This window comes from Thermodesulfobacteriota bacterium, assembly GCA_030583865.1.
GTDB lineage: Bacteria > Desulfobacterota > GWC2-55-46 > GWC2-55-46 > GWC2-55-46 > UBA5799.
The window spans coordinates 1,333,994-1,350,023 of the sequence record CP129479.1; the positions used below are offsets into that span (position 1 = coordinate 1,333,994).

Consider the following 16,030-nt stretch of genomic DNA (forward strand, 5'->3'; position numbering starts at 1 on the left):
TTTCTCTTATTATGATAGTAGGATAAAAATCCTATAACTATATAAAGAGAATCCCGCCTTAAGCTCTATATGCAAGATATAGGCTCGAAACTCGAAAATCTTGGAAGCGGGGAAAGGCTATCCGTATCCGCCGTTTACAGCCATGATTTTACGTATGAAAGGGCATGACGCCATGATTTCCGCTCTCCTTTCGCTCCTCAATACAGGTCCGGCCTCAGGCTCAAACCGTAGAACCATACCTGCCCGCCTGATTTTTCCTTGCGGAATTTCTTTTCCATAAGCCTGGAGAATCTCTTTTTGCGCGGAGGCTCAGGACCAATGGCTTCTGAGTACCAATCCTGAAAGGCTTTATAGACCTCGCTGAATCTCACGCGGTCGTCGCTTGTATCGTCAGGTGGATAACAACAAGACTCAATGAACTCGGCCAGGAGGTCCTCCGTGAAGCGATACTCTTCCGTGGCCGCCTTGACTCCCTTGGGCGGGTTGAGCCCCTGGCGCTGCCACTCGATACACCCCCGGACCAGCCAGGCCAGTATACCGGAGGCCTCGGCCTTGAGCTTCTCCGGTAGTTCCCGGTCCTTGGGGCGTTCGTCTTCGCCTTGAGGGGCGTCTACGAATTTCATTTTAAAAGGGAGCAAGTGTATCCGCTGCCAAAAGGCGTAATCGTCACCCGGAGCGTGCGGCAGGTGATTCGTAAGAAGGCAGAGGAGGTGCGTTGGCTCAAAGGTCGTCTCATGTTTATCGTAGAGGTTACGGCCGGTGAGGGTGTCCCCGCTCGATAGCCACTTGGCCTTGGACGTCGAGAAGCGGCGCCCTTCGTCCGTCTCCGAGGCAAGGGCTATCCTGAGGCCTTTGAGCGTCATAAGGTCCGGCGAGGCGCCGGAGCTCAATCTTGAGTTCCGCTGGTCCAGGAGCATCTCGGACTGGATAGGCTGCACGAGCGGGCCCAGGGTGTAACGCAGGGCCTCTACAAACGTGCTCTTGCCGTTCCGGCCTTCGCCGTGGAGAACCGACAGGATATGCTCGGTAGCAAGGCCCGTGACGCCGTAGCCGAAGAGCCGCTGTACATAGGCCACGAGCTCCATGTCGCCGGCGAAGACGTCCTCGAGAAACTTCTCCCAGATAGGCGACGGCGCGTCATAGTCGGTCCATTCATGCGGCGCTGACTTGGTGATGCGGTCCTCGGGGCGGCCTTCGCGGAAGCGACCGGTCCGAAGCTCTATAACGCCGTTAGCTACGCCGAGTATCCATTGGTCCTTGTCGAGCTCCTCGCCGCAAGCGCTCATGGCCGGCTCCACTATGTGAGCCCAGTCCAGACAATTGCGAGCGCCGCGCAAGGACCTGAGGCGGTTAACGCGGCGGCGGTAGTCCTTGATCGTGAACTCTATCTTCTTGGCGCGGGCCTCCTGCTCTGAAGCCTCTGCCTGGCGTTGTTCCTCCTTGATCCTGGCGGCCTCTTCAGTGTACAAAAGGGCCACTTCCTCGACGCCCTGGAAGACCCGGTTGTACACGTCGAATCGCCAATGGTGGCCGCTCCAGATGAACCACTCGCAGGCGGTCTTATTGAAAAGGTACTTGTCTCGGTTTAATACAGCGAACAGCAAGCCATCCCCGTACTCATTCGCCTGCAGGCAATTATGGATGAACTCCCGCGGTATGTCGCTCTTTGCGGCTCCTTCAGCTTTTAGTCGCTCGGCCTCTTCCTTGCAGCGCGCCTTCACGGCTTCCGTGATGCTTTTAACGTCCTCCATCCTCGTCCATCTCCTCCCCAAAGACCTTGAATTTTCGGAGCCATATCCGTATCGTATCCGGCGAGACGCCGATCATGCCGGCAATGAGCTTTATGTCGAGGCCGTGTTCCCGGACCTCCATAAGCGCGGCCATGAGGAAGACCTGCCTGAAGGCGAGTTGCGCGCCCTGCAGAAAGGTCCCTGAGACAGCAGTAAACTTGCGTCCACAGAGCTTGCAGGCACAGCGCTCGCCGGCCCAGAAGTTCCGTACCGCGCCGGGCCCCTCGACCGAAGCCCGGCAGCCTGGGCACCTGGCTTCGCCGGGGTGAAGGTTCCTGAGGACCCAGGCGCGGCAGGCCGCCTCGTCCAGGAAGTCGACTGAGAAGGCGGCGGCCGCGTCACTTGCGGTAAAATATTTCAGGGCGCGGGAGGCGTCCTCCACGTGGGCGGCGTCCTTGCCCGAGTTTTCCATGTGGCCTGCTAATGTCCTGTCCTTTTGCACGCTGCCTCGCTTTTCAAAATTTTTCAGGGGTATCCCCGTCCGTCACATTTTGCTCAGCTTTCTTTTTAACGCATTTTTGCAAGCCTAAAAAATCTCGGACCGCGCTCGAACTTCGGGCGTCATTGGACCCGCATTCCCCACCCCTCTGGAAGGACCCGTGAAAATTTTTTGAGCCTTGCCTCTCTATGATTTCACGCTGGCAAGCTGAGTAGGGGGCAGGGGGGCGGCATAGTTATCAGCTATGCCGCCCTTCAGAGGTGAGGTGCGAGGCTGGCAGCGGGTCATCCTGTCCTGTGCTTCAACACAGGGTTGGTGAGGTTGATTTCCCTCACGCTGCCGGCCCCATACCTGTTCTCCTCCCTTGCCCTGAAGTCCTGTCTGCAACCAGGGCGATAAACTCTCCCTGGTTTGATAATCACTTCCTTCCTATCTCCCGTTCGAATTCGTGTGCGAGAAGGCTTTCGGCTTTCTCGTGTACTATCTTTTGAGCCGCCCTGATGCCAACGGTCTTCACCATCGCTACGATATCCGGGCCATACAGTCTTTCAATAGGCTCTCGCATTTTGCCTTTGTACCTGCCCTTTGTCATAGTCCTTGGGAATTCTCCTGTACGCTTCCAGATAGCTGGAGCTCCCTCGGGGGTGTTGGCCATAAATCCTTTTTTAACTACCTTGCGGCCGCTGGCCTTTTTAACTTTTACAGTGACGCCCTTTCGAGTCTGTCTGGCGTCGAAATGCTGCAAGCCCGGAGGACGGCCTCTGAAGGCAAGCAGGAATTTCATGTCCTCCCATGATACTCGCTTCACATATAAGCCCGCGTCGAATCTGTCGCGCTTGATATTGTACTCGCTGCGTACCTCGCGGCTTATGGCCGTCCTTGCCTGAGGCCCGAGCTTGTTCAGGGTACGCGTGGCAATCTTTTTATACTTTTCGGGATCCAGGGCCTCTTGAAGCTCTTTGAGACCTTTAACTTTAAAGGTAAACATGGCTCTTCTGTCCTGTGCTGTCAGGGGCTTCCCTGGCCTCTCTGCTTCTCACAGATAAGGCCAGGGAAGGGGAAGCCCCCTGGTCCGGCGGGAGGAGTACACCGGAGTTTTTTTATCAACCAAGAGGGAGCATCCGCCTGGTGAACACCGCACCAGGCGGATGGGTATCCCCTCAATCCCGTGGAGGTCCGGGATTGCTAAGCCTGTTTAGAAACTCTGCCTCAACCTCCTTCATGAGCCCGCGGGCGCGCTCTTCAGCCAGGGCCGCGCCTTGCGGGGTATCGAGTGCGAAGACCTGCCCCTTTTCAGACCGAACCTCGAATATTGACGCGAGAAAATGCGCGAACCTCGGGGACCCGTGAAAATGCGTTTTTGAATTAAGGAAGGCAGCATACGCCTTTAAGATGAGATCGAGTTGCGGCTGTATTTCGATTGTGAGTTCCTCGAGGACATGTTGCCAAAACCGGTGGTCAGCAGCCGCGCGATCTCGGTCAACAACGGACCGCTGCCGCTCCTGGCCCTCGAGGGCGTGCCCTATAGCCTCCATGAGCTCTGTCAACTCGGCTACCTGAGACTTTGCCCGGTCAGCTTTTGATCTCGCTGCATCAAGGTCCTGCTGTGAAATTTTGCCGAGAACAAAAGCATCGACCGCAGACCTTCTCTCGCCCTCGGCTCGCTCTGCGGCCGCAGTGAACTCGGGGAATTCCTCCTCGAACTTTCTCCTTTTGCCTTTGAGCTCTGATAAGGTGTTCTCAAAGTCTTCGACCGCTTGGCGCGAGTCCTGCCGGTCCTCCAATATCTTCGCGAGCTCCTCGCGTTTTTTATTTTGAGCTGTATTCCTTTTTAAAATCTCTAATGCCATTAGAATCCTCCAATTCGATTTGATTAATGAATTAATTTGGCTCTCACCCGGGGAAACACTGCGGCAGCAGTCCCGGATGAGAGCCGCCCCTTTGGTGGCTGGACGGGCCAGCAAAGGGGACCTCCCTGGATGAGGTGAGGGACAGGGTATTAATTAGCTCTCCGGCCCCTCGTTCTTGACCAGGGCGCGCCTATCAATGGCTTTTGCGGCTGCGTCGATGCGGACCTTGAACTACACGCCGTCCATATTCCACGCCTCTTTCTCTTCGAGATAGGGCTCCTGCTCACCGTTTAGAAAGAAGACCTTTATGGTTTTCCCCTTGGGGCCGGCCAGGTACCACGTTTTGGAGCTGTCGGCGTCGAGGCGGGGATCGTAGACCCGTGTAAACCTGGTCCCGGCATACGGGTTTGCCCGCGTGGCCGCTTTGTTGTCTCCGGCGAACTGCCCTGAGTTGAAGAATGTCTCGGCCGCACCCTCGAGGGCGAGAGGGGCGATAAAGTACTGAGCCCTGATATTGAGGTTTGAAATGCCCTGGAGGTCCTTCTGGAGTCCCATGAGCGCAATGCCCTCCGCGAGCGTGGTCTCGCCGGGATTTCCGCCGGTGCCTATGTTGTTATGCGCCGCATCGAAGAGCGGGTTGCCATCACCCATCTGGGGGTTGCTTGTGAGTACTGCGTATGCTATGTCTCCGATCTTCCTTGCGGCAGCCTCGCCGTGCTTATAGGGAATGTCGGTTAGGGCGCCGAGATCGTCATTGATTATGGCCTGGCGGGTTATCCTGAAGAGCTTGCCGTATGTGGCGAGTTTGGCGGTCTCCTTTGCGTCAGTAAGCTTGCCGTACTTGTATTCGTCGGACTCGGCTATTTCGTCGAGGTCGTCGGACTCGGATGCCTTGGCAAACGTATTGGGCTTGAAATCCGGAAGGCTGCCGGGAGCGCACCATATTCTCCAGGTTTCCTCCTGTGTTTCGTACCCCTCGAAGAGCATTTTGTTGGCTACGTTCGAGAGGATGGACGGGAAATCGCTCGTGGTGAGAGTCCGGGTCGCTAAATGCTGCTCGGGCGCGAGGGCGCGGCCCACCATCTCCAAGGCAGTGCCCCCTACGGGAAGACTCTGAAAACGCAGACTCTCGCGAGCCAGTTCTTGCAGGTTGAAGCCTATGAGGTCCCTCGCTCCGGGGCGCCCCTCAGTCTTCTTGATTTTGCAGGCGCGCATGAGGATCGCGTCCTCCGCGGCCGCCCGGAATTTGTCTCTTTCGTCTCTCGTAATCTGTGCTCCCATTTACTTCCTCCTCTGCTTGTTTATTGTGGTTAGAAACAACTCTCTGCCGTCCTGGAATTTTCTATCAACCGGTCAAGATCTCGAATGTCGAGCTGGACGCGGCCCCCGATGCGTACTACCGGGAGCGTGCCCTTGAAGATCATTTGGCGGAGAGCGCCGGGGGTCCGGCCTAAATATATTGCGGCCTGCTCGACGCTCAGTAGTCTTGCTGTAAGGGGTTTAGCGGAGGACATGGCTATGCATCCTCCTTATTTTTCGAGGGGCAAGAAAATCCTGGCGCGCTCGTAAAACGCTTCAGTTTTGCGAGCGATCTGTGGCTATTAAAGAGAGGGGATCCTGCCATGAGAACTTCCTCCGTTTTCCATTTCCATTCTCTTTCGTAAGAACATCTGCGATTTCAGAAATTTTATTGCGTTTGCGAGCTTGATGGCTTCCACCTTGCCGCCGGAATGATAATTCGTGATGTGCTCAGATAAAGCAGGGGTGGAAGGGAAGACGAAAACGACTTTTGGACCTTCTGAGAGTAACTGTGGGCGATGGCCTTGCAGGACAAGAAATCCCGCGCAGTATGCATCCATCGTGCTGAAGGTGTTCTCGCTCATATTCGTCCTCCATAGTTGAAAAAAACAAAAAGCCAGAAACGATTAAGTCTCTGGCTTTATAGCAACTAAAAGAAAAGCTGTCGCGGAATACTGATATCTTTTTTTAAGGACTGTTTTCCGTTTCTATTTTTTTCTTTATTTTTCGAACGTTATCCTCCGTAAAACTATCTTTTAATTCTAAGACGCATGAAGTAATTTCAGAGATTGAATGGTTTGACAGATTGAAATCCTTTGGCAAAAGCAAAGACTGTTTAGCCTCTTCAATGCTATAAAATAAAAAGCGCACATAGTCAGAAGGAGACGCCTCGCGGGAAGCCAGTATTTTTTTCCAATTGTAAATTCCTCTAGACAAAGCGATTGGCTCGTCATTAAACCTGACGATCATATCTATTTTAGAACGAGAGATGGGTTCAAGTTCAAGTCTTAAGGCGCAAAGGACCTGCTGGATTGATGGGTAGTAGCCTGGTCCCAGATGATCTATCTTTTCTAAAAGTGGCAAAACATAATTTTCAAACTTATACGCTTGATTGTGGTCTGAGGTATTTCTTCCTGCTCTTTCTATTAGCGTGAGCAAATCTGTATTTGTATTATTTTCAAAGTATCCTTTATCTAATGAGGCTTGAAATTCATTGATTTTATTTTCCAGTTCCTCAGCTATCTTATGAATTTCTTGATGCAATTCCAGTGCATGCTTCTTATTTTTTCTGATTTCTTTGGTTGATAAAAATAATGAGCTAGGACTTTCGTCTGAATCTATTATAGGTTTTGAAGGATTACAGAGAACTGCCCCATCAACTATGATAGCCAGAACAGTTTCACGGCCTATATTCTTTTTGTTAGGTGGTATTTTATTGTCAATCTCGCAGAAAATATTTCCAATACTACGGTACTCTATTAAGCGGCGGGCAATAATATTTTTTTCAGGCAAAAGTAGCCTATTGAAAAAAATACAAACCCATTCTGGCAAATCCTTATTTGCAACACATGACACTTCCTTTTTCAATTATCATTCTCCATTCTCGTGGACAACCTGATCTCTCTTTAGGCTATCTTTTTCACCTTCAGCTTCTTTTTCCGTACCTCCCAAAGATCATACTGCATCTGCTGATTGAGCCAGCTCTCGGGCGTGGTGTTAAAGGCAATGGAAAGCCTCACGGCCATCTCCGGGCTGCCGGCACGGCCGTTCACCAGCTCCGAAAGGGTCTTGCGGCATACGCCCAGGGCCTCAGCCGTCTCGGTGATGGAGAGTCCCAGGGGCTCTATGCAGAGTTTCTTTATGACTTCTCCTGGGTGAGGAGGATTGTGCATATACCGCTCCATGCCTTTAAACCGCTATTTTTATATCGATGGTGTCGTAGTCCACGATCGGCGTTGAAAGCTTCCTGCCGTCCTTCTTCCGCTTCATGTCCACGAGGCCGTACCGCTCGAGGATGCTTATGTCGGTAACAACGGCCCTCATGTCCCTGTCTGCGAGTCTTGCGAGCTCCTGGATGCTCTCCGGGCGCTGCTCCCGTATGATGTGAAGCAGCTCGATCCTCCTGGGTGTTAGTGCCTTTCGAAACCCTTCTATGCTCTCAAAGAAAAGGCCCTCTTGCTTTGAAGCCTTCTGGCCGCGCTCGATAGCTTCCCCGGCCTTTACGAAATCATCCAGGGCCTCTTTTGTGCTTTTTATGCCAACCTTGACTTTCTTTGCCTTCATGACTTTTTCTCCTTTAATGCTTTCAGGCGTTTAATATCATCCTGAAAGTCCTTTACGAGGGCCTTCAGATTCTTGAACCTGTACGGCTTCTCCTCGCCCCTGAAATGCCGATGGTCCCCTTTGCCTTCGGCGTTGTCATAGCCTATGACTCGGTCTCCGTCCACGATATAAACGAGCGAATATTTATATCCATGTGGCCTGTCCGTAGAGGGAGGCACCTGCCATAGCTTCAACTCCACGATGTTACCGGAATCCTCGACCACTTTCTGATGGATTATGCGGCGCGCCTTCATTGGTGTTATATTATATCATCAAAAAGATTATTGCAACCTTTTTTGGCATAGGCCAGGACTGCCCGATGCTTGGGGCGAGCGGCGCGGGAAACTCTCCGGAGCCTCCTGAGAGCTGCTTGAACCTCTGAGCCGCCCCAAGATACAGGCGAGGGGCGCTATCAAGGCTCTGAGGCCCTCCAGTAGCCTCTGAACCGCTCCTGAAGGCCCTGGGGTCCGCGCCTCAGAACACGGCCTCAGTGACCTTGTGCTGCTCTATGATGCGGTCGAGATCGTTCAGGTCCAGATGTATGCGCCTGTCGAGCTTGACCATCGGCAGGCGGCCTTTGTATATGAGCTCCCTGACAGCACCTGGTGTCCGGCCGAGATATATTGCGGCCTGCTCGATGCTCAATAGCCGCGGCTTTATCACCGCATTGTCTTTATGCCCCAAGGATTTTGTGGCCGGAGGTGCTTTTACTCGGCATGGCCTTTCTCCTGTATTTTTGCTGTATCGACAGGCTTACTTTGCCCGTTACTTTGCCCAAAAAATTTAAAACTGTGTAAAAACCAGTAAAACCCGGTAAAGTGTCATTTTATAGAAACCTTCCGGATTTTAAGGGAAATTGTCAAAAAGCATAAGAAATAGGAAGGCGAGAAAAAGCCCCCGGACGTTTTCCTAATCCGTGTGTCGGACGTTCGAATCGTCTCGGGGGCGCCAAATAAATCAAGGGGTTACGGGTAAAGGCCCGTAGCCCCTTTAAGTTTTCTAAGTATTTATCCAACCCTGTCCAACCCTGTTAAGGCAATAAAAGCCGCCCCAAGGGAAGGGAGCGGCGTGATTGTAATGGGGGATTCGCTTATTCAGTCAGACCTTCTCTTTTAACGGCTGGTTCGACTCATACCAGGCACGCCCTCTCTCTAAAATGTCCTTTGGTATCGTGCCTTCATCGAGCTCGGCATGAGGCGCAAAGTTTTTTTTGCCGCACTCAACGCACTCTGATGAAAACCAGAGTTCAGGGGGTATGAGCGGCTCGGCGTTATGGTCGACTTTTATCCAGCAATCCCAATTTAACGTGCTGCAAGGGCATATATCTTTCTCCATGCGGCCCCCCATTTATCCCTAATTTAGTTTTTCTTATGGCAATTTCTTAAAATTGCTATTTTCCCCGGACTCTTTGTTGCTGGCGTGAATAAAAAATGCTCATATATATGCTCCGTTTTTTATTCCCGCACTTCCGGGAAAATTGGATATTTAAATTTTTCTAGGTTTTGCTCTTATTGAGTCCAATCCATCTTTACCAAGTAATATTACATCATTGGGACCCACATGTTCTGGCCAATCCCTCTTTCTAATGTTTCTCAAGTCGATTTTCATCTCTATTTCCATTGTTAAATCGAATTCACGATAATAAGAAAGCTCTGGAAGACTATCATAGCTTTTAAGATTTGTAATTATATAGGCAAGTGGAAAATATTTGATAACATTAAAAAATCCCCATTCATTATAAATTCCCCTAATCGCTGGCATCGAAAAATCTCTGAAAATTACGGTTTGATTATATGGATATAGCCAATAGAAAATTGAAATATCATCTGGGAGTAAAGATTTTTCATCTGCTAGAAATAATCTAATCTTTTCATCGAATGGTGATTCAAAAAATTCGATTTTAGCGGCTAGAAGATGTCCAAGAATACCCCGAATAATCGCATTAGGGCGCGTTTTGATTTTGATTATGGGGCAAGGTAGGTAGAGATTGGATTTTAAAAGTTTACTGAGTGAAATACTAAATTCATTTAATACCGGATCATATCTTGTTCCCAATAATGAATTACACTCTTTACAGATGGTTCGATATTTTACGCCGTTTTGAGTGATAACGAACTGCCTTTCTCCTTCATTTTGTTTATTCATCAGTATCTTATATATTCCCTCAATTTCCATAGGCAATAATTCAACTCCCCCCTTTGGAGGAATATGATCCCAAGAGAGTTGTGATTTTTTTTTGCAAATGTTGCAAATATCCTGAATGTTCCTTTTAAACTTTTGATAATTCATAGCTATACTCAAATATTTAGAGAAACGGTCAGAAACCCCCGGCCTTTCAAGGCCGGGGATGAATGGCCGCCCGTAGCGAAGCCAGCGTAAGCTGGCGTAGCGGAGGCAATATCGCCTCACGGTTTCCCGATACCCCGGCCTTCAGGCCGGGGAGAGGTTCATAAAAACTAGGTATTTTTTAAATTATGAACTTCTCCCCGGGCCTAGAAAGACCGAGGGTTTATGACCGTTTCCCTAAATCCTTTTGTAAACTACTTCATCAATAGCAAGCTCAACGCCATGACCGCCATCCCCAGCACAAGGCCGAGGATGCTGTCGTGCCCCTTGCCATATGTGCGGCTCGTCGGAAGCAGTTCGTCGAGGCTTATATACACCATTACCCCGGCGATGCCGCCGAAGATGATGCCCATGACCTCGGGCGGGATTATCATTCCGTCGCCGTTAACGCCCACGAAATAAAGGATGAGGAGATATCCTATGAGCGCGCCCACTGGCTCGGCAAGGCCGCTAATGAGCGAGTAGGCGAAGGCCTTGCCGCGCTTCCCGGTAGCGTAGTATATGGGGACAGAGACGCTTATGCCCTCCGGGATATTATGGAGGGCTACCGCGACCGCTATGGCAATCCCCAAGCCGGGGTCGTGCATCGCAGCGAGGAATGTCGCAAGTCCTTCGGGCAGGTTGTGGATGGCTATGGCGAGGGCGGTAAAGAGCCCCATCCTGTGGAGCTTGCTATTATGGGCCGCGTGGTCGTGTATGCCGCCTGCCTGGTTATCGTCGTACGCAGCCGCGCCGGGCTCTATCGCGGCTTCGCCCTTAAGCGGGGCCCGCTCCGAGCCTGCGTGGGTCTCGTGCGGGTTCCGGGCTGCCGGGATGAGGTTGTCGATTACGGCTATGAAGAGTATGCCGCCGAAGAACGAGCCCGCGTTCGCCCAGTGCCCCCAGTAGTCGCCGTAGGCCTCGGTGAGGGCGCTCCCGCCCTTAAGGAGTATCTCCACGAACGAGACATATAACATAACCCCGGCGGAGAAGCCTGTCGAGACCGAAAGGAACCGGTAGTTGGTCCTTTTGGCGAAAAAGGCTATGGCGCTACCTATGCCCGTGGCCATTCCGGCGAATAGGGTAAGCCCGAGCGCGAGCCAGACGCCGCTCATAAGGCCTCCCGGATGCGCGATACCGGCCTTATGCCGTCTGCCGGAGCTTCGATTTTTGCGGGGTCACTCATAGTCTTTCTCATCGCCAACATAATGAGATTTGTAACATCCCGGCGGGCATTCTTTCAAGGGGCATCATTTTTTGCTTGCCATTTGTAATTTATGGTGTTAAGGTAAGCAGGATTTATTTCTTGTCGCCATTCGGTCGGCGCAAGCTGTGTCATGGTTGGCCTCCCTTACATCAACCTCACCCAGAATAACCTTTAAACGATCCCGCCTAGACCGGCCCTTTATTGGGTAGGCTGTTTCCGGAGTAATTTATCATGTCATTTGAACTACTCGGCTTGAGGGCCGAACTGCTGAAAGCCGTGGAAGGCGAGGGCTATACCCAGCCCACACCCATCCAGGCGAAGACCATCCCCGTTATCCTCGAAGGCCGGGACGTCATGGCCGGGGCGCAGACCGGCACCGGCAAGACCGCCGCTTTCACGCTCCCGATGCTCGATATCCTCAGCCGGACCAGGCGCGAAGAGAGGGGCAGGGCGCCCAGGGCCCTTGTCCTCACGCCAACACGCGAGCTTGCCGCGCAGGTCGGGGAAAGTGTGCGGACCTACGGCAAGAACCTGCGCTTGAGGCCCGCGATCATCTACGGCGGGGTCGGCATAAACCCCCAGATAGACGAGCTACGCCGCGGCGCCGACATACTCGTCGCTACACCTGGCCGCCTCCTCGACCACGCGGGGCAGAGGACCGTGAACCTCTCGGAAGTAGAGATACTCGTCCTCGACGAGGCGGACCGCATGCTGGACATGGGCTTTATACACGACATACGCCGCGTATTGAAGCTCCTTCCGGCAAAGCGCCAGAACCTCCTTTTCTCGGCGACCTACAATGACGAAATAAAGCGCCTCGCCGACGGGCTACTTCATGAGCCTGCCGTCCTGGAGGCAGCGCGGAGGAACACTCCCGCCGAGGCGGTCTCCCAGGTGGTGCACCCGGTGGGGCAGACCAGGAAAAGGGAGCTCCTTTCGCATCTCGTGAAATCCGGCGGCTGGCGCCAGGCGCTCGTCTTCACCCGCACAAAGCACGGGGCGAACAGGCTTTCGGAGCAGCTCCTTAAGGACGGCATAAGCTCGACCGCCATCCACGGCAACAAAAGCCAGTCGGCCCGCACCAGGGCGCTCGCCGAGTTCAAGAAAGGCTCGGTCAAGGTGCTTGTCGCTACCGACATCGCGGCCAGGGGGCTCGATATCGAGAGCCTGCCGCACGTGGTGAATTACGACCTCCCCAACGTTCCCGAGGACTACATACACCGGATAGGCCGGACAGGCCGCGCCGGGGCCGGAGGCACCGCGCTCTCGCTCGTCTCTCCGGAGGAAAGGGAACACCTTACGAACATCCAGCGCCTCCTCGGACGCAAGATACAGGTTGAGGAAGTGCCGGGTTTTCCGCATGACGCATCTCAAAAGGCCGCGCCTGCCGCGCCCAGGGCCGCGCATCAGAGGGACGCCGGGAAGGGCCGCTTCAACAGTCCGGGCGGCTTCAGAAGGCCCTCGCGCAGGAACTGATCCGGTTTCAGAACGGACCTCAAAGAAAGCTATCATAAGAGACACCCGCCTTGCGGCGGGTGTTTTTTTTGAGCGCCTCTCCGCGCCGGGTATATGGCTATCGATACAGTATGCCGGGCGGGCCGTCCGGAGGCGATGGCCTCTCGTATGGCGGGGTGGGATCGAAGGTGAAGGGGAGGTCGGGCCTGACCTCCGGTGAAGGTTCCTCTATGTCGATCGTCCGCATAAGCCTTATGGTCTCATCCAGGCGGAGGTCGGCAAGCCTTTTAAGCCCGTCCCTCATGTGTCCTTTTTTAGCGCCCTGCGCCTCTCCGAGGCGGGACTCAACCATGCCGAGAACGCTGCTCGTGTAGGTGTCTACCACCCCGTGCACACGTTCGAGCCGCATCCTGCCGGGCACCTCCGTTACCCGAATTTCCCTGAGCTCGGAGACGGCCCTCTCTTTCTCAGCCGGCGGGACCTCCGATAGGCCGGCGGCTCCCATTAATATGTTTGCTTCTTTGTGGAAATTCTCTACAATGTCAAGTGCGGTAGAGACCGCGTCTCCCTGGGCCCACAGGGGCGAGGGGAGGAAGAGAAAAATAAGGAATAGAAGGGCCCTGGCCATGACACAGTATATACAACCGCAGCCGGGGCTGTCAATGGAGCATGACCGATAATACTGGTAGAAGGCTTTTCATCATAGACGGAAGCTCGATAATGTACCGGGCCTTCCACGCCATTCCCTCCACTTTCACCAATTCCAGGGGGCTTCCGACGAACGCGGTATACGGGTTCACGCAGTCGCTCCGGAAGATCCTCAACGATTTCAAACCCGAGTACATTGTCATCGCCTTTGACGTCAAGGGGCCCTCGTTCAGGCACGGGCTAATGCCGGGGTACAAGGCCGAGAGGCCCCCCATGCCCGACAGCCTCTCCCTCCAGGTCCCGTACGTGAAGCAGATGGCCGGGGCCCTGAACATCCGCACACTGGAGATGGCCACCTTCGAGGCGGACGACGTTATAGCCACCCTCGTTAAAAAGTTCGAGGCCGCCGGCGTGAAGCTCGCCGTGATAACCGGCGACAAGGACATGTACCAGCTCGTGGACGACAATACCGTGATACTCGACTACATGACCGGCAAGGAGTACGGCCCCCCTCAAGTCAAGGAGAAGTTCGGGGTCGGCCCGGAGAGGATACGGGACCTCCTTGCCCTTTCCGGCGACGCGACAGACAGTGTACCTGGCGTACCCGGAGTGGGGCTGAAGACCGCGGCCAAGCTCATAAGCGAATTCGGCTCTGTTGACGGGATTTATGAAAATATAGAGAGCATTTCCAAGCCGAAGTTAAAGGAAAGCCTCATGTCGAACAGGGAGCAGGCAGAGCTTTCGCTGCAGATAGTCACGCTCAACCCCGACGTCCCCCTTGAATGCGAGCTTGAGGAGCTTAGATACTCGGGGCCTGACTACGCCGCCCTCGGCCCGCTCCTTTCAGAGCTCGAATTCAGGAAGCTCATAAGCGAGATGATGCCAGAGGCGCCGAGGCCGGTTGAGGAGGGTGGAGACTATTCTGCCGTGCTCGACAAGGAGGGGCTCTCAAGGCTTGTCTCAGAGCTCTCGGCCCTTAAGGAGGTGTCAATCACCCTCTCCCTTACCGAAGAGGGCTTTAACGGGAAGCTCAAGGGCATCGCTTTCGGCCTGGGGCCGAAAAAAGGCAGGTTCGTGCCAATCGTCTCCGGCCATATAGCCCCAGGCGAGCTTATAGAGGCGATAAGGCCCCTAATGGAGGACGCCGGAATAGCGAAGCACACGGACAGCTCAAAGGCCCTTTATCTCTTCCTTGGCAGGATGGGCGCGGAGGCGAGGGGTATTGGCATGGACGTCTCCCTTGCCTCATATCTTGTAAACCCCTCGAAGCCCGACCACACGGTCCCGGCCCTCGGCTATGAGCTCCTGGGCCTTTCCACCGAGGAACTCCGCGACGGGGCCGATTTCGAGGCCGAAGCGCTCGCGGAATGCAAAAAGGCCTGCAGCATACTGGATATCTCGAAAATAATTAAAAAAGAGCTTGAGGATAACGGACTCTGGCCGCTTTACGAAGAGCTCGAGCTCCCCCTCTCCAGGGTCCTTGCGGAAATGGAGGCAACAGGCATAAAGCTCGACAGGGAGAAGCTAGTCATTCTCTCAAAGGAGATGGAAAAGGAGCTCGCTTCGATGGAGAGGGAGATATACGCCTCTGCCCGGACCGAGTTCAACATAAACTCCCCGAAGCAGCTCTCAGAGGTCCTTTTCACGACACTCGGCCTTAAGCCCTTGAAGAAGACCAAGACCGGGTACTCGACGGACGAGGAAGTGTTGACCCAGCTCGCCGCGCGGCACGACGTCCCCAGGCTCATAATCGGCTTCAGGCAGCTATCGAAACTCAAGTCCACGTACGTCGACGCCCTTTCCGGGACAATTAACCCGGAGACCGGACGCATACACACCACTTACAACCAGACGGTCACGGCCACGGGCCGCCTTTCGAGCTCAAGGCCCAACCTGCAGAATATCCCCATCCGGGGCGAGATGGCCGGACGCGTTAGGGAGGCCTTTGTCGCGGAGGACGGCTTCTCGTTCATCTCAGCCGACTATTCGCAGATAGAGCTCCGGATAGTGGCGCACCTCTCCGAAGACCCAATCCTTATGGACGCGTTCCTTAAAGACGAGGACGTGCATACGAGGACCGCGAGCGAGATATTCGGCACCATGCCAGGGCTGGTTACCCCGGAGATGAGGAGGAGGGCCAAGGCCATAAACTTCGGCATCATCTACGGCATGGGCCCCTGGGGCCTCTCTACCGAGCTCGGGATATCGATGAAAGAGGCGACCGACTACATAAACATGTATTTCGACCGCTACAGGCTCGTAAAGGAGTTTATAGACAGGACCATAAGCGAAGCCGCCAGGAACGGCTTTACGAGGACCATCTACGGCAGGCGCCGCTTTATCCCTGAGCTTAAAAGCCCCGTAGAGGCCACGATAAGGCTCGGGAACAGGCTGGCGATCAACACGCCGATACAGGGCTCGGCAGCCGACATGATAAAGGCCGCGATGATAAGGATATCGGAGCGCCTTAAAGAGAGCGCGTCCCGAACTCGCATGCTCCTCCAGATACACGACGAGCTGATCTTCGAAGCGCCGGATGGCGAGCTTCCCGCAATGAGGGAGCTTATAAGGGGAGAGATGGAAGGGGTCCTTGAGCTCAAGGTGCCTGTGAGGGTAAACATAGAATGCGGCCCGGACTGGAGGAGCGTCGAGTAGGCCCGTATCCGCCTTGTAAAAAGCTCTTGACCTTGTATTT

At 53.9% G+C, this 16,030-nt stretch carries 17 protein-coding genes; 2 read left to right on the forward strand and 15 right to left on the reverse strand.

The window, feature by feature from the left end:
* Window positions 1-197: 197 nt before the first annotated feature.
* From QY316_06360 to zupT, 14 genes are all read right to left on the reverse strand, one after another.
* Window positions 198-1,751, reverse strand: a complete 1,554-nt coding sequence (locus tag QY316_06360; GenBank protein WKZ34016.1) for a phage/plasmid primase, P4 family — start codon at window positions 1,749-1,751, stop codon at window positions 198-200.
* Window positions 1,738-2,202 carry a hypothetical protein gene (locus QY316_06365; protein ID WKZ34017.1) on the reverse strand — a complete coding sequence of 155 codons (465 nt, stop codon included), beginning with the start codon at window positions 2,200-2,202 and terminating at the stop codon, window positions 1,738-1,740. Before QY316_06365 ends, QY316_06360 begins: the two co-directional genes overlap by 14 nt.
* A gap of 445 nt (window positions 2,203-2,647) precedes the next feature.
* Complete coding sequence (locus QY316_06370) at window positions 2,648-3,217, reverse strand: hypothetical protein (GenBank protein ID WKZ34018.1); 570 nt, start codon at window positions 3,215-3,217, stop codon at window positions 2,648-2,650.
* 172 nt (window positions 3,218-3,389) lie between these two features.
* Window positions 3,390-4,079 (reverse strand): hypothetical protein, encoded by a 690-nt coding sequence (locus QY316_06375; GenBank protein ID WKZ34019.1) that lies wholly within the window; start codon window positions 4,077-4,079, stop codon window positions 3,390-3,392.
* A 231-nt stretch (window positions 4,080-4,310) separates the two neighbouring features.
* Complete coding sequence (locus QY316_06380) at window positions 4,311-5,168, reverse strand: hypothetical protein (GenBank protein ID WKZ34020.1); 858 nt, start codon at window positions 5,166-5,168, stop codon at window positions 4,311-4,313.
* A 512-nt stretch (window positions 5,169-5,680) separates the two neighbouring features.
* Window positions 5,681-5,962, reverse strand: coding sequence for a hypothetical protein (locus QY316_06385; GenBank protein WKZ34021.1), 282 nt, complete (start codon window positions 5,960-5,962; stop codon window positions 5,681-5,683).
* A 103-nt stretch (window positions 5,963-6,065) separates the two neighbouring features.
* On the reverse strand, window positions 6,066-6,965 hold the full coding sequence (locus tag QY316_06390) for a hypothetical protein (GenBank protein WKZ34022.1): 900 nt from the start codon (window positions 6,963-6,965) through the stop codon (window positions 6,066-6,068).
* A 38-nt stretch (window positions 6,966-7,003) separates the two neighbouring features.
* Complete coding sequence (locus QY316_06395; GenBank protein WKZ34023.1) at window positions 7,004-7,282, reverse strand: HigA family addiction module antitoxin; 279 nt, start codon at window positions 7,280-7,282, stop codon at window positions 7,004-7,006.
* A gap of 4 nt (window positions 7,283-7,286) precedes the next feature.
* A complete protein-coding gene (locus QY316_06400; protein WKZ34024.1) occupies window positions 7,287-7,661 on the reverse strand; it encodes a winged helix DNA-binding protein in 375 nt (124 codons plus the stop codon).
* Window positions 7,658-7,954: a DUF6516 family protein gene (locus QY316_06405; GenBank protein WKZ34025.1), complete on the reverse strand. Its 297-nt coding sequence runs from the start codon at window positions 7,952-7,954 to the stop codon at window positions 7,658-7,660. Before QY316_06405 ends, QY316_06400 begins: the two co-directional genes overlap by 4 nt.
* A 220-nt stretch (window positions 7,955-8,174) precedes the next feature.
* Window positions 8,175-8,363, reverse strand: coding sequence for a helix-turn-helix domain-containing protein (locus tag QY316_06410; protein ID WKZ34026.1), 189 nt, complete (start codon window positions 8,361-8,363; stop codon window positions 8,175-8,177).
* Between the two features lie 435 nt (window positions 8,364-8,798).
* Window positions 8,799-9,035, reverse strand: coding sequence for a hypothetical protein (locus tag QY316_06415; protein ID WKZ34027.1), 237 nt, complete (start codon window positions 9,033-9,035; stop codon window positions 8,799-8,801).
* 150 nt (window positions 9,036-9,185) lie between these two features.
* The gene (locus tag QY316_06420; GenBank protein WKZ34028.1) at window positions 9,186-9,989 is read right to left on the reverse strand and encodes a hypothetical protein; all 804 of its coding nucleotides are present in this window, start codon (window positions 9,987-9,989) and stop codon (window positions 9,186-9,188) included.
* A gap of 251 nt (window positions 9,990-10,240) precedes the next feature.
* Complete coding sequence (gene zupT / locus QY316_06425) at window positions 10,241-11,140, reverse strand: zinc transporter ZupT (protein ID WKZ34029.1); 900 nt, start codon at window positions 11,138-11,140, stop codon at window positions 10,241-10,243.
* Window positions 11,141-11,463: 323 nt separating this feature from the next.
* On the opposite strand from zupT, the gene QY316_06430 reads away from it, so the two are divergent.
* Window positions 11,464-12,708 carry a DEAD/DEAH box helicase gene (locus tag QY316_06430; GenBank protein WKZ34030.1) on the forward strand — a complete coding sequence of 415 codons (1,245 nt, stop codon included), beginning with the start codon at window positions 11,464-11,466 and terminating at the stop codon, window positions 12,706-12,708.
* A 97-nt stretch (window positions 12,709-12,805) separates the two neighbouring features.
* Here the strand turns inward: QY316_06430 and QY316_06435 are convergent, their stop codons facing one another.
* On the reverse strand, window positions 12,806-13,192 hold the full coding sequence (locus QY316_06435) for a hypothetical protein (GenBank protein ID WKZ34031.1): 387 nt from the start codon (window positions 13,190-13,192) through the stop codon (window positions 12,806-12,808).
* A 164-nt stretch (window positions 13,193-13,356) separates the two neighbouring features.
* Here QY316_06435 and polA point away from each other — a divergent pair, with 164 nt between their 5' ends.
* Window positions 13,357-15,990: a DNA polymerase I gene (gene polA, locus QY316_06440; GenBank protein WKZ34032.1), complete on the forward strand. Its 2,634-nt coding sequence runs from the start codon at window positions 13,357-13,359 to the stop codon at window positions 15,988-15,990.
* Window positions 15,991-16,030: the final 40 nt, after the last annotated feature.

Coding starts and splice junctions, on each gene's coding strand:
- QY316_06420 (WKZ34028.1), bottom strand. CDS start 9,989: ATGAATTATCAAAAGTTTAAAAGGAACATTCAGGATATTTGCAACATT.
- QY316_06370 (WKZ34018.1), bottom strand. CDS start 3,217: ATGTTTACCTTTAAAGTTAAAGGTCTCAAAGAGCTTCAAGAGGCCCTG.
- QY316_06430 (WKZ34030.1), top strand. CDS start 11,464: ATGTCATTTGAACTACTCGGCTTGAGGGCCGAACTGCTGAAAGCCGTG.
- QY316_06365 (WKZ34017.1), bottom strand. CDS start 2,202: ATGGAAAACTCGGGCAAGGACGCCGCCCACGTGGAGGACGCCTCCCGC.
- QY316_06385 (WKZ34021.1), bottom strand. CDS start 5,962: ATGAGCGAGAACACCTTCAGCACGATGGATGCATACTGCGCGGGATTT.
- QY316_06375 (WKZ34019.1), bottom strand. CDS start 4,079: ATGGCATTAGAGATTTTAAAAAGGAATACAGCTCAAAATAAAAAACGC.
- QY316_06435 (WKZ34031.1), bottom strand. CDS start 13,192: ATGGGAGCCGCCGGCCTATCGGAGGTCCCGCCGGCTGAGAAAGAGAGG.
- QY316_06400 (WKZ34024.1), bottom strand. CDS start 7,661: ATGAAGGCAAAGAAAGTCAAGGTTGGCATAAAAAGCACAAAAGAGGCC.
- QY316_06415 (WKZ34027.1), bottom strand. CDS start 9,035: ATGGAGAAAGATATATGCCCTTGCAGCACGTTAAATTGGGATTGCTGG.
- zupT (WKZ34029.1), bottom strand. CDS start 11,140: ATGAGCGGCGTCTGGCTCGCGCTCGGGCTTACCCTATTCGCCGGAATG.
- QY316_06395 (WKZ34023.1), bottom strand. CDS start 7,282: ATGGAGCGGTATATGCACAATCCTCCTCACCCAGGAGAAGTCATAAAG.
- QY316_06405 (WKZ34025.1), bottom strand. CDS start 7,954: ATGAAGGCGCGCCGCATAATCCATCAGAAAGTGGTCGAGGATTCCGGT.
- polA (WKZ34032.1), top strand. CDS start 13,357: ATGACCGATAATACTGGTAGAAGGCTTTTCATCATAGACGGAAGCTCG.
- QY316_06360 (WKZ34016.1), bottom strand. CDS start 1,751: ATGGAGGACGTTAAAAGCATCACGGAAGCCGTGAAGGCGCGCTGCAAG.